General features: G+C 66.2%; 13 protein-coding genes and 3 pseudogenes. 5 read left to right on the top strand and 11 right to left on the bottom strand.

The annotated features are described in order from the left end of the window. Positions 1-78: pseudogene (locus tag K2Y56_RS18275) on the top strand (arginyltransferase); the annotation flags it as partial. Positions 79-88: 10 nt separating this feature from the next. Here K2Y56_RS18275 and K2Y56_RS18270 read toward each other — a convergent pair. Beyond that, positions 89-735, bottom strand: a pseudogene (locus K2Y56_RS18270) (IS3 family transposase); the annotation flags it as partial. Between the two features lie 119 nt (positions 736-854). On the opposite strand from K2Y56_RS18270, the gene K2Y56_RS18265 reads away from it, so the two are divergent. Further along, the gene (locus K2Y56_RS18265) at positions 855-1,316 is read left to right on the top strand and encodes a hypothetical protein (protein WP_292510735.1); all 462 of its coding nucleotides are present in this window, start codon (positions 855-857) and stop codon (positions 1,314-1,316) included. 291 nt (positions 1,317-1,607) lie between these two features. Here K2Y56_RS18265 and K2Y56_RS18260 read toward each other — a convergent pair whose 3' ends face one another. From K2Y56_RS18260 to sseA, 3 genes are all read right to left on the bottom strand, one after another. Beyond that, positions 1,608-2,519 (bottom strand): urease accessory protein UreD, encoded by a 912-nt coding sequence (locus K2Y56_RS18260; protein WP_292510733.1) that lies wholly within the window; start codon positions 2,517-2,519, stop codon positions 1,608-1,610. A gap of 228 nt (positions 2,520-2,747) precedes the next feature. After that, positions 2,748-3,680 (bottom strand): arginase, encoded by a 933-nt coding sequence (gene rocF / locus K2Y56_RS18255; protein WP_292510730.1) that lies wholly within the window; start codon positions 3,678-3,680, stop codon positions 2,748-2,750. Positions 3,681-3,684: 4 nt separating this feature from the next. Further along, positions 3,685-4,533 (bottom strand): 3-mercaptopyruvate sulfurtransferase, encoded by an 849-nt coding sequence (gene sseA, locus K2Y56_RS18250; protein WP_292510728.1) that lies wholly within the window; start codon positions 4,531-4,533, stop codon positions 3,685-3,687. Positions 4,534-4,670: 137 nt separating this feature from the next. Between sseA and K2Y56_RS18245 the strand changes: the two genes are divergently transcribed. Together K2Y56_RS18245 and K2Y56_RS18240 are read left to right on the top strand one after the other, a co-directional pair. Beyond that, the gene (locus K2Y56_RS18245) at positions 4,671-4,919 is read left to right on the top strand and encodes a hypothetical protein (protein ID WP_292510725.1); all 249 of its coding nucleotides are present in this window, start codon (positions 4,671-4,673) and stop codon (positions 4,917-4,919) included. Between the two features lie 21 nt (positions 4,920-4,940). After that, complete coding sequence (locus K2Y56_RS18240) at positions 4,941-5,294, top strand: hypothetical protein (RefSeq protein ID WP_292510722.1); 354 nt, start codon at positions 4,941-4,943, stop codon at positions 5,292-5,294. 4 nt (positions 5,295-5,298) lie between these two features. Here the strand turns inward: K2Y56_RS18240 and K2Y56_RS18235 are convergent, their stop codons facing one another. Together K2Y56_RS18235 and K2Y56_RS18230 are read right to left on the bottom strand one after the other, a co-directional pair. After that, positions 5,299-6,519: a GNAT family N-acetyltransferase gene (locus K2Y56_RS18235; RefSeq protein WP_292510720.1), complete on the bottom strand. Its 1,221-nt coding sequence runs from the start codon at positions 6,517-6,519 to the stop codon at positions 5,299-5,301. Beyond that, positions 6,516-7,928, bottom strand: a complete 1,413-nt coding sequence (locus K2Y56_RS18230) for an oligosaccharide flippase family protein (protein WP_292510717.1) — start codon at positions 7,926-7,928, stop codon at positions 6,516-6,518. The genes K2Y56_RS18235 and K2Y56_RS18230 overlap by 4 nt, the downstream gene beginning before the upstream one ends. A 218-nt stretch (positions 7,929-8,146) precedes the next feature. Here K2Y56_RS18230 and K2Y56_RS18225 point away from each other — a divergent pair, with 218 nt between their 5' ends. Then, positions 8,147-9,043 carry an FkbM family methyltransferase gene (locus K2Y56_RS18225; protein ID WP_292510715.1) on the top strand — a complete coding sequence of 299 codons (897 nt, stop codon included), beginning with the start codon at positions 8,147-8,149 and terminating at the stop codon, positions 9,041-9,043. Between the two features lie 650 nt (positions 9,044-9,693). Here the strand turns inward: K2Y56_RS18225 and K2Y56_RS18220 are convergent. From K2Y56_RS18220 to K2Y56_RS18200, 5 genes and pseudogenes are all read right to left on the bottom strand, one after another. Continuing rightward, positions 9,694-10,593 (bottom strand): annotated as a pseudogene (locus K2Y56_RS18220) (YiiG family protein). 258 nt (positions 10,594-10,851) lie between these two features. Beyond that, positions 10,852-11,076 (bottom strand): hypothetical protein, encoded by a 225-nt coding sequence (locus K2Y56_RS18215; protein ID WP_292510712.1) that lies wholly within the window; start codon positions 11,074-11,076, stop codon positions 10,852-10,854. Positions 11,077-11,179: 103 nt separating this feature from the next. Beyond that, positions 11,180-11,383 (bottom strand): hypothetical protein, encoded by a 204-nt coding sequence (locus K2Y56_RS18210; protein WP_292510709.1) that lies wholly within the window; start codon positions 11,381-11,383, stop codon positions 11,180-11,182. 73 nt (positions 11,384-11,456) lie between these two features. After that, positions 11,457-11,696, bottom strand: coding sequence for a PilZ domain-containing protein (locus tag K2Y56_RS18205; protein WP_366849083.1), 240 nt, complete (start codon positions 11,694-11,696; stop codon positions 11,457-11,459). A gap of 123 nt (positions 11,697-11,819) precedes the next feature. Next, a partial coding sequence (locus K2Y56_RS18200; RefSeq protein ID WP_292510702.1) for a hypothetical protein occupies positions 11,820-12,026 on the bottom strand: 207 nt, incomplete at its 5' end.

The following is a 12,026-nucleotide window of genomic DNA, read 5'->3' as shown; positions in this document are numbered from 1 at the left end:
ATCCTGCAGCGGAACGGCGACCTCGTCGGCAATCCCGAGCCTAACCGCCCCTCCTCCGAGCAGTACACCCTGTTCCGATCTCGCCGGAGTAGGACCAGACATGGTTTGGATGTTCCGGCCGCAGCCGGATGCACGACCCATCGTTCAGCCAGAGCCGGCCTCGCTTCGGCTGCCTGGCTGGCACCTTCAGCCCCTCCTGGCGCCAGATCCGCTCGACCCGTTTCGGGTTGACCAGCCAGCCTGCCTCTTGCAGCAGGGCCGTGATCCGGCGGTAGCCATAGCGACCATATTGGGTAGCGAGTTCAACGATATCGGCCGTCAGCGCCGCGTCATCGACACGGCCCATAGGTACCTTGCGCTGTGTCGACCGATGCTGCCCCAGAACCCGGCATGCTAAGCGCTCCGACACGTCGAACTCCTTCATGACGTGGTCGATGCAGCGGCGCCGCCGGGCGGGGCTCACCAGTTTCCCGAGGCGGCCTCTTTGAGGATCAGCTTCTCGAGCGTCAGGTCCGACACCGCCTTGCGGAGGCGCTCATTCTCCTTCTCCAGATCCTTCAGTCGTTTCACCTGGGTGGACTTCAGCCCGCCAAACTCCTTGCGCCACCGGTAGTAGGTGAACGGCGTCACGCTGATCGTGCGGATCGCTTCCGAAACCGGGCGTCCTTGCGACAACAGCACATCGACCTGCCTCAGCTTCGCGATGATCTCTTCAGGCTGATGCTTCCTCGGCATTCCTGGCATCCTCCAAAGGCTCGAAAGCCTACTTCAGGGAGGACCACTTTTCAGGGGGCAGGCCACCGCCCGATCTTCCGACTGCTTCTCTCAAGCTTGCTCCGGTGATCAATCCAGGCGTGGATGCCTACAATACCCCAGCCTCGAAGAACTACATCAACCAGGAGCTGAAGGAGTGGGCAAAAAATTTCGAAATTCCGCAGGTCGAAATTCCTGGCTACTGGAAACCCGGCTGGCAAGAACAAAAGAATGCCCTTGAGAAACAATGGTCGGAAGACGATTATAACGAGAGATCCTACTTCAAAAACAATTGGGATGCAGATTCGGGGAACAACTTTTTTATGCTTCCGAATATCGGAACCGGCTATCGGTTCGAGGATTTCGAACAGAACGGTATCTTCTACGATTGGGGAATGGACGGTCAGGCCAAACCCGATTCCGTTGTCGATCCGTCGCGACGCACTACAGGATCGGAGAAAGGCGCGAACGGTTGGCTGACCACAGACGTACCGCTTCAAGAAGGCAATGCCATCGTGGATCACGACGTGTTCTCCGAGGGAAATGCGAACGTCGACTTCTGACCGTCGCACGGTCCGCTGCTCGCATCGCGGAGGGCTCGGCTTTCGTCCTTGCGAGCGGCGATCTGGGGTGGAGGCGCGCAGCTTCTCATGCTCAGCCTTCAGCCCGGGAACGAGGGGTCGCGCAGCAGCTTGAATCCGATCGAGAAGAGCTTCTTCAAGCTCGGAGTGCGACCGAACGCACCCTGACAGCGCGATGAGTCGCCATGGGGCGCCTCGTCATTACCGTCACTCCAAACCTGTGCGCCAACGTTTCATCGCAGGAGGATGCGAACCAGACGGGACTGAAGTTGCTCAGCCCTGCCAGACCCGCGGCAGCGGCGCTTTGCGGTAGGCGACGAGGACGCGCTGTGCGACCCGCTTCAGGGCATCTCCGTCGGCGCTGAGGAAGCGGACGACGAGATGCCCGTTCCAGGCGCTCGCCCCCGCTTCGACCCGGCCCCGGACTCCCGCCTCGGCATTTGCGCCGGCGACCTCGAGGATCGCCCGCATCTCGTCGAGCCGTCTTTCCGCGTCCGGCGAGACGTCGATCAGCGTTGCCATCGCCCTTGCGCCGCCGCCTAAGGCCGTCCGGTCGAGGAGGGCACCGATCGGTCCGTCGAGCCGCAGGGTGTCGGCGACGACAAGTCGGCCGCCGCGACGGATGCGCCAGGCATCGACGAGGGTGCCTTGCGCGATCTCCTCAGCCCGGGCGGCCCGCCCGAACGTCACAGCCTCGAAGGCGAGGAGCCGGGCATCGCCCGCGAGATCCGCCTCGAAGCGGCGGCGCAGGGCAGCCCGGTCGAACAGGATCGTCTCCTGCGGCAGGAAGGCGAAGCGGGTTCCGGCGGCGAGGCTCGCCCGTGTCGCGACCGTGCTGACGGGACCGTCCGAGCGATAGATCTTCTCCGCCGCGACCGTCGTGAAGACGAAATCCGCGCCCTCGTCGAGCGTCACTCCGGTCTCGAAGGCATCGCCGCATGCGATGCCCCCGGCGGTGTTGAGCAGCACCGCCTCGACCGCGCCCTCGGACCGGCGCGGCATTCGCAGGCGCAAGGGGCCAGATTCGGCGATGTCGAGGATGCGGGTCTCGCGGCCATCGGGGCATCCGAGGCGGATCCGGGCGAAGCCGGTCGAGCGCTGCCGGTGCGGCGGAGGGGTCGGGATGGCGATCTCTCGGGTCTTTGAGGCTCTGCTTCCATCCCTCGAAGCGGGGCCGCTTCGCAAGCGGGTTTCGGCTGCATCTCATGCCCATCCCCGCACGAGACGCCGCTGAGCATCGAAACTTTCGGGCGATCATAGGGCCGCCGAGTGAATGGATCGGTCTCATCCACCAGCCCCCTTCATCCTGAGGTGCGAAGCGGAGCGGAGCCTCGAAGGAGGAGGGCGGGGAATGGAATTTCGAACATCCACTCGGGGTCTTCACCCGGCGACCAAACCGAACGGAGATCCGGTTCAAGCCCCGTTAGTATCCGGCAGGGCCGGCGTTCGCTCGACGATGCTTCGGCCGAAGAGACTCGCGACGAGTTCGACGAGGAGGCGGGCGCTGCGTCCGCGCTCGTCGAGGAAGGGATTCAGCTCGACGACATCGATCGCCGCCACGAGCCCAGAATCGTGCAGCATCTCCATGATGAGATGGGCCTCGCGAAACGTCGCGCCGCCCGGCACGGTGGTGCCGACCCCGGGCGCGAGCGAGGGGTCGAGGAAGTCGACGTCGAGGCTCACATGGAGGAGGCCGTCCGCCGCCTTCACCCGCTCCAGGATGCGCCGCAGGGGCGCGACGACGCCGAACTCGTCGATGGTGCGCATGTCGACGACGTCGATCCGCCGCGCCGCCACCAGCGCCCGCTCGCCGGCATCGATCGAGCGCAGGCCGAAGAGGTGGACGTTGCCCGGCGCCAGGGTGAGGCGATCCTCGTCCGCGAACAGATCCGAAAAGCCAGGCTCTCCGCAGAGGGCGGCGAGCGGCATCCCGTGGATGTTGCCCGAGGGCGAGATCTCGCGGGTGTTGAAATCCGCATGCGCGTCGAGCCAGAGCACGAAGAGTTCGCGGCCCGAATCGGCGCAATGGCGCAGCACCGCGTCGACGGTGCCGAGCGACAGGCTGTGGTCGCCGCCCATCACCAGGGGGAGGGCGCCGCGGCGAAGGACCTCCGCCACAGCCTCGCGCAGGGCGAGCGCCCAGGCCGCCACGGCCCCGGCGCCATGGGGCGGGGCCTCGGGGGAGGGTGCCACGTCGCCGCGATCGGTCACGGTCCAGCCGAGGTCGCGCAGGGTGGTGACGAGACCGGCCGTGCGCAGGGACGCCGGCCCCATCACCGCGCCGGCCTCGTGGGTCCCGACCTCGATCGGCGCGCCGATGATGTCGACGGGCTGACGCGGGTTCATGGCCTCAGGCGGGGCCGGTGGCGACGGGCCGCTCCGGGTCCGAGCCCCATTCCGACCAGGAGCCGTCGTAGAGGGACTTCGCCGGGCGGCCGAGGGTCTCGAGGGCGAGGGAAATGATGGCGGCGGTGACGCCCGAGCCGCAGGTGGTGACGACCGGCCGGTCGAGGTCGACACCCGCCTCTGCGAAAGCGGCGCGCAAGCCGGCCTCGTCCTTCAGGCGTCCGTTGGTCTGCAGGGCGGCGTAATGCAGGTTGAGGGCGCCGGGCATGTGGCCGGGGCGGACGCCGGGGCGCGGCTCCTGCTCCTCGCCGCGAAAGCGTGGGCCGGAGCGGGCATCGACGACCTGGGCATTGCCGGTCTCCAGGGCGCGGGCGATGTCGCCGGCATCGGCGACCGCGCCATTGTCGAGCCGGGCGGTGAAGTGGCGGCGGTCGCGCGGGCGGCCCTCGCCCTCCTCGGTGGGAAGCCCTGCCGCGACCCAGGCCGGGAATCCGCCCTCCAGGATCGCCGCATCACGAACCCCGAAGGTGCGCAGCATCCACCAGACCCGCGGGGCCGAGAACAGCCCGAGCCCGTCATAGACCACGATCTGCGCGCCGTCGCCGATGCCGAGCGCGCGCATCCGCGAGGCGAACACCTCCGGCCGCGGCAGCATGTGGGGCAGGGGCGAGGCCTCGTCGCTCATGGCGTCGATGTCGAACCGGATCGCGCCGGGGATATGGGAAGCCCGGTACTCGGCGGCCGCATCGCGCCCCTGGGCCGGCAGGTACCAGGACGCATCGAGCACGACGAGATCGGGGGCATCCAAACGAGCGCCGAGCCAATCCGGCGTGACGAAGGGCGGGGTCGTCATGGGAACATCCGTCTTGAGGAGCGTGGGTTGCCGGCACTCAACCATATCGGGGCGGGGCTTGCCCAGCCCCGCCCGCAGACGCAGTCGGCGGCTTGCCTTAAGGTGCGCATCGAACCGAAAGAGGATCAGCCCCGACCGTGAGCGCCCGCGAGACCTACCATATCGAAGTCCTCGGCCCCGAGAGCGACGCGCCGCACGAGGACGTGGTGCGCCAGCGCGTCGCCGTTCGCACCTCGAGCGTCGAGGGCGCCAAGGAGCGGGCGCTTGGCCTGTTCGCCCGCGCGCGGGTGCCCCAGCGGGCCGGCAGCCCGGCGGAGGCGGTCCGCGTCATCGACGGGGCGGGGACGGAGGTGTTCCGCTGGAGCCGGTTCGACGAGAAGGGATGAGGGATGTGCTAGGAACGCGCGATGCGCCTCCTCCTCGCCCTCGCCGCGTTCCTCGCCCTTTGCGGCCTGTTCCTGCGCAGCTACACCGTGCCGCCGGCGCCCGACCGGCGCGGCAGCACCCTCGTCGCGCTGAACTGGCCGAACCGGCCGCCCTTCGGCAGCCCGCGGGCGGATTGCCTCGGCACGCCCGACACCGAATTGCCGATCGCCTGCCTGATCGCCTCGGTGTCGCGCTCGCGGGCCGAGGGCATCCCGCTGACGAGCTTCGCCTTCTGCCCGACCTGCTACGATCTCTCGATGCGCTGGGCGGCCTGGGGCCGCGACCCGAAGGCGGTGGAAGCCAAGGCGGCGCAGATCGCGCGGTTCGGCTGGTAGGCGCTCAATCGGCGTCCTTCCTGTCGGCGTCCTTGGCCGCCGCGGCGCGTCCGGCGCGCCAGCGTTTGAGCCTCCGAACCGCCGAGGCGCGAAACCCCTCCAGACGGGCGGCGAAGGGATAGAGCGGATCTCCGGCCGCGGTCTCGACGAGGATGTGGGCCAGCGGCAACCGCTCGGCCCAGAAGGTCTCGGCGAGGAAGAAATCCGGCGGCGCGCAGGAATCGGCGCTGGAGATCCGGGAATCGTCGAGGAGGCTCCGGGTCAGGTGGTGCAGGTGCAGGGCGCCGGGGGAGTCGCGGGCGGCGGCCTCGTCGAAGGCGATCTTGAGGCACCAGGCCTGGCCGCGGGTGACGAAGGTGAGGGCGGAGGCGAGACTCTGCCCGTCGCGGGCCAGCCGGTCGACCCGCATGTCGCCACGCGCGGCAAAGGCCCTTGCCGCCGCCGCGACGAAGGCGGCCTCCGCCGGCTGGCGAGCGAGAGCGGTCCCGGCCTCGCCCTTCCAGCCCCGGCCTTCGAGGGCGATGAAGTCGTCGAGAGCCGACGATACAGCATCGGGGCCGCGGGCGGTCTCGAACAGCAGCGGCGCCTGCATCTCCAGCCGTTCGCGCGACTGCCTGAGCCGGCGGCGGCGGCGGGCCGAGAGGTGGCCGAGATAGGAGGCGCGCTCCGAAGAGGTCTTGGCTGTGAGGTCGAGGAAGGCGCGGGCATGGGCCCAGAACGGCGCGCGCCGGGCGCGGGCCGTTCGAGCCCATTGCGCCAGCAAATCGGCGAAGGGGCCTTCCGTCGGAACGTGCGTGAGCATGGCGCGGCGCAGGCCGACGCTGCGAAGGCCCTCGAACAGGGCGGTGAAGGCTCTGGCGGGATCTGCGGAATCGAGGAGCGGCACGCCGAAGATGCCGAAGGGATGCATCCAGCCGAGCGCCAGGGGGATCGGCACGCCCCAGCGCGTGCGGGTGACCTGGAGCGGCCAGAGCGCGAGGAGCTTGAGGCCCGCCTCCTCCGGCGGGCGGTCTCCCACCAGCATCACGTGGACGCCCCGGCCGAACGGGCCGGCAGCGGGAATCGCGAAATCGGGATCGTAGAACAGGTTGTCGAAGGCCGGCGCCGCGGCGAGGGTGCGCCAAGCTTCCATCCAGGGAACGTCGGCGCTCAGCGGGCGAAGGGCGACGACGAGGTCGCCGATTCGGCGCGTCGGTCCAGGGGTTTGATCGAGGCGGGTCGTCACGAGGCCCATCCGAGGCGGCGCTTCGCGAAATCGGCGAAGCCGATGAGGTTGAGGTACCAGGCGATGCTGCCTGCGGCGGCGAGGATGAGAGCAAGATCGAGGAGCCGGCCGGCATGGCCCGGCGCCAGGGGCTGGACAAGGTGGATCGCCAGCCACGCCGCCAGCGCCCCGAGCCCGATCAGGCCGAGATCGCCATAAGGAAGCGGCAGCCGGACGGCTTGGCGCGCCCCGAGGACGAGGACGAGGCAGGCCACGCCCTGCCCGATCATGGCGGCCAAAGCCGCACCGGTGATGCCGAGACGGGGAATCAGCAGGACTGTCAGCACGGCGACGGTCAAGAGCAGCGCGAAAGAGGACGCGGCTTCGAGCCAGCTCGTGGCGGAGAAGTAGATGACCTGGCCGAAGTAGTAGGCCCGGACCATCACCAGGATGCTTGCCGCCAGGAGGATCGGGGCGAGGGACAGAGCGGCATCGCGATAATCCGGCCCGAGCAGGATCGAGACGAGAAGGTCGTCGAAGGTCATGACGAACACCGCGCCGAAGGCGGCCACCATGGTCATGAGCCGGATCGCATCCTCCAGGACAGGACGCGCCGCGCTCATCCCGCCGGCCCTGGCGTCACGCTTGGCGATGGAGACGAAGGAGAGGGCGATGGCCTCGCCGAAAACGACGAAGCATTGGCGCAGGAAATCTGAGAACGCCCCGTAGGCGCCGAGCTCGCGGGCGCCGAGAAGGCCGCCGACCATGAGACGGTCGACGGTCTGGGCCAGGGCCGCGGCGGTGAAGGACAGGATCAGCGGCCAACCATAGGACAGGATCCGCCGCGCCTCGAACCAGCTACCCGCGCCGCGCAGGAGCGGCGCAATCGCCACCAGGGCGGGGAGGGCGCCGAGCGCATTGGCGAGAGCCGTGGCGAGGAGAAGGTCGACGGAGTGGCCCGAGGCGAAGAGGGAGGCGCTACCCAGCCCAAGCACCATTACGGCCCGCAGGATCACGGAGGCCGCCACCGCCTTCGCGCCGAGACGGGTGCGGGCGATCTCGACGGCCGCTTCGAACAGCATCATGCCGATGCCGGAGGCGAGGACCGCCGCGGCGGTCCCGGCGGAGATCAGGCCGAACGCCGCGAGCATCGCGCAAATCAGGGCGCTGATGAGCGCCATGGTCCCGAGGAGCCGGATCACCGTGCCGACCTGGGCGGCGGCCCGGGCTTCGTCGTAGAGCGCGAAGAAGGCGTATTTCGGCCATTGGCAGGTCGCGCTGTAGAGAAGCAGCGACCAGGACAGGACGAGGAGATAGCCGCCATAGGCCTCGGCGGGGGCGAGGCGCGTGAAGACCGCCACCGACGCCATGTTGAGCGCCGCGGCCAGCCCCCTCGAGCTGAGATAGATGACGGTGTGCCGCGCGATCATCCCCGACCCAATCCAGGCTCGGCGCGGTCTAGCACGGGCGATCTCGTCAAGACCTTAACGGCCTTTGCTCAGCCCATGGCGCGAGGGCGGATGGGGCTCGACAGGTGGTCCTGCCCCCTCGCGCATCGTTCTCCGTTTCTTTAGACAGGTCCCTGACCAGGATTTCGCAGTGGGGTGTGTAGATGCAGAGCGGACATTCTACATTCTCGGGGTCCGCTATGTCCGCCCCGCCGATCCAAGATGAGCGGTTCCGGATCGAGATGACCGTCGGGTGCGGAGATGCCGCATCGATCCCAAAGGTTCTTGGCGCCGGCAGGATAATGAGACGAGACGGCTGCGAAGTACAACTTATGCATAACGGAGTGACCGTCGTCGCAGGTGGCTATTACGGCGATTGGATGACAGAAATCATTAGGCGACTTTCTGGTCATCACGAGCCGCAGGAGGAGGCCGTATTTCATGAAATCATGAAGCACATGCCAGAATCTCCGACTATGATCGAATTAGGCGCCTTCTGGAGCTATTACTCGCTCTGGTGCCTTCAGGTGAGGCCAGCAGCCCGAGTCATCGGCGTCGAGCCAGATCCCCATCACCTCGACATCGGCAAACAGAACGCTCGTCTCAATGGTCGGGAAATCGACTTTGTGAACGCTCTCGCTGGCGGGGAGACGTTGCCGCCTCGACCGTTCCAGACTGAAAAATCCGGTCTTGTAGAACTGCCGCAAGTGTCCGTTCCGGACATCATGGGAAGTCGCGGCTTGAAGCAACTCGACATCCTTCATTGCGATACGCAAGGCGCCGAAACGGCCGTCCTTACGTCTTGCTTTGAACTTCTTAAAGAAGGTGCGATCAGATTCTGCGTCGTATCCACCCATCATCACCGCATCTCGGGGGACCCGCTCACTCATCAGCGCTGTGTAGCCATCATCGAACAAGCAGGAGGACAGATTCTTGCAGAGCACGACGTAGCCGAGAGCTTCAGCGGTGACGGTCTTATAGCAGCCTATTTTGGATCCGAGCCAATACATTGGATGGATGTCAAGCTAAGCTACAATCGATACTCGACGAGCCTCTTTCGAAATCCGCTTTTCGATTTGAGCGAGAGAGCGAGATAGAAAATAACTTTTTGACTAAGATCCGTATTGCGCTGATGTAAGTTTTTTGGAATGGAATTCCTAGCCGAAACTAATTAATTGCAAATGGGTCGAGTGAATTCTTAGTCAGTAATTTATGGCAGATTACTTTTGACGATACGTGAAATTTCATCGATTTAGGCCTTCCGATGCCTCAAAACGGTTCAAAAGACTGCCAATTGAGAACCGAGCCGCGCTGAACGGCATTCCGTTTCTGCTGTCATCATGCATTAGATTGAAGATGCAGCATTCTGGGATAAGCTGTGGCATGAGTTGCTGCCGGTGCCGACGAGACGGGCGGACAAGAGCGCACTTTGACGCGGATGCATTCGGCGCTGGCCAATCGCGGGCAGTGGGCCGTCGGAATTGGTCGAGTCGGGCGAGCGCGGACGGCGCGTCCGTCTCTCACAGATCGAGGCAAGGGAACGAAGCGCCACTTCGTCAACGCTGTCCGAGCGACTCCCCCATCGCGGGCCCCTCTAGCCCTTGGCCTGACGCCAAGGATGCCTCCGATGCCGAGGCGAAACGTAGAGGAGTGACAGCGCTCATCAGCGACCTCCTCCAGGCGTGGTGCGAACGAGCCTGGGTGGCCTCGTCAGGAGCTTGACGGGAACCGGCGGGTCACGTCGATCTCACGGCCGGGACGAGAAGCGGCTCGCCATTTGGGCCGTCGTGATCATGGTGTTGTAGTCGTTGACGATCCAAGTCGGGTCGCGCCCGGCCCCGCGCCGGGCGTCACCCTTCGCCTGGGCGAGCTTGTCGCGGAACTCGCGCAGCTTACCCAGCCACGAACGGGGGCGGGATTCGAAGGAGGAGAGGGCGCCCGGCTCGCCGGCGACGTAGGCGTCGAGCTCGCGAACCGCCACCGCGTAGCTCGCGAGCGCCGCCTCGAAGGCCGGCATGTCGACGACGGGTTTCGCCTCGCTCGGCAACATGTTGAGGATGGGGCGCGCCCGGATCATGACGTTCATCACCTGCCCGCGCGACTCGCGGCCCTCGCGCTTCTCGATGAGGGCGAGCTCGGTGGCGTCGCTGCGCTCCTTTTCGCGTGCGAAAAAAGTTTCGAACTGGGCGCGCTCGGTGCGGAAGTTCTGCGCTGCGGGCGCGAGGCGGGCGTGCAGGGCCTTGCCCTCCACCATCTTGTCTTCCTTGTAGTCCTGGCGCTCTTAATACCCGTTGGCCTGCGTGATGATGGGCGCGAGCGCCTCGTAGGCGGCGATGTAGGGCCCGATCCTGGCGTCGAGTCCCGGCATGGCCGGGGGCGCGCTGACGGCAGCACGTGCCCGCTCGATTTCGCCGCGCAAGTCGTAGAGCGAGTAGAGGCCGTAGATGATGCGCTCCCTTCCGGTAGGGCCAATGCGCATGTCGGCCCAGCTTTCGTATCGGGTCAGCGACTCGGATGCGCGCAGGGTCCGGTTGAGCAGATCCACGTAGGCGTTGAGCTTGCCGACGACCGCCTGGGAGGCAACCACTTCCGGGTTCGCAGCGGCTTTCGGCTGCCCCTGTGCGGGCGAGCAGACGGCGAACCCCATCAGCAGAACCGCACGGACCCATTGCCTCATCGCGCACCTCATCCCTTGCGGGCGCAGACATACTATTCCTCAGGAGGCAAGGACCAGTGCGGGTGGGAACCCGCTCCCGAACCCCCGCAGAGATCTCGCGACTGCGTGGGGCAATTCACCCCCTCGAGCCTGCGGCTCACATGCGGGCCTGGAAGACTGTCGTCGCATGGCTCTGACGGACGCACTCCGGAGCGGTGGGTTGCCGACCTTCCCGCTGGTCCGACCCACTCATTCCCGAGGATCGACCGCCGGAAAAGGCAAAGCCGACAGCGCCAGGAGGACGCCGACGCAACAGATGGCCGCGGCGAGCGGCCGGCTGCCGTCGAAATCCAGGAATGGCAGCTTGAGCATCCCCGCCAGGGCAAAGGCGAGGAGCGCGATACCGAGAGCCAATGGGCACCAGAGAAGGCGGAGGCCGGGAATACGGCGGGGGAGGCGTGCGATGATCGTCATGCAGGGCGGTCTAAGCCTGCCCCGTTACGTGGCGATCTCTTGGCGATCCGCGATTGTTGCTTCCCGGCTGCTCATCTCGGCCCGAAGCGGAAAGACCGGCCCTCTACTCGCTCCGCTTCTGAGTCTGTTCGACCACCTCGGTCGGGCGCTCGCTCGGCTCGGCGGGCGTCTCTTGAATCTCACCGCTGACCGCGTCCTGCGGCCCGGAGGCGAGGCCCGTATCAGGTCTGCCCGTCAGCCGAGCCTTGCATTGATCGTAGGACGATGGCGACAGAGATCCCGGATCGGTCTTCCGCGGATCCGACATGCGATGCGCTCCTGTTTTGTAGGAAACGCGGGGCCGGGTTGTCTGTTCGCTCCAGCGCTCGATCCGCCGCGCTTCAACCGACGAACTTCACCCCGACCTCATGGAGCGCCCTCCAGGCGACACGCGCGTTCTTCTGCGTATCGCCGAAGTCGAGAGTGATCGAATCCGGGATACAGAGCATTCCCGCGATCTGAAGTCGCGCGCCGCCGTGCGAAAAATCTTCCACCCTGCAGTCGATCGCGGGCTTGTTCGCGATCAGGATCCGTCCCGGTCCCGAGGTGATCATCCGTGATCCGGAACGGGTCTCCACCATCGGAGTTCAGCCTCGAGCCTGTACGCGGAATGCAGGATTCCCGAGAACTACTGCATCTCGGTTAAGGGCAACGTTCCAAACGTTCGCTAGGGCCGCCCCTATGGGGATAGGACGAGAGCGACCTCACTCTGCGGCGGCGGCATGGGGGAGTTCGCCGAGCATCCGGCAAATCGCCTGGCCATCCCGCACCGCCTGATCAGGCGCGGGACGCAAGCAGGCGCAAAACACGAGAGACTTAAGGAGCTTAAGAGAGGCTTGGCTCCCCGAGTAGGTCTGAAATAATCGAGTGATTTCAAAGGCGTTTCCCCCGCACCTCTCGTAGAGGTGCAT

The sequence above is a fragment of the Methylobacterium sp. genome, from assembly GCF_019745455.1.
Taxonomy (GTDB): Bacteria; Pseudomonadota; Alphaproteobacteria; order Rhizobiales; family Beijerinckiaceae; genus Methylobacterium.
This window is presented reverse-complemented; position numbering and strand designations above follow the sequence as displayed.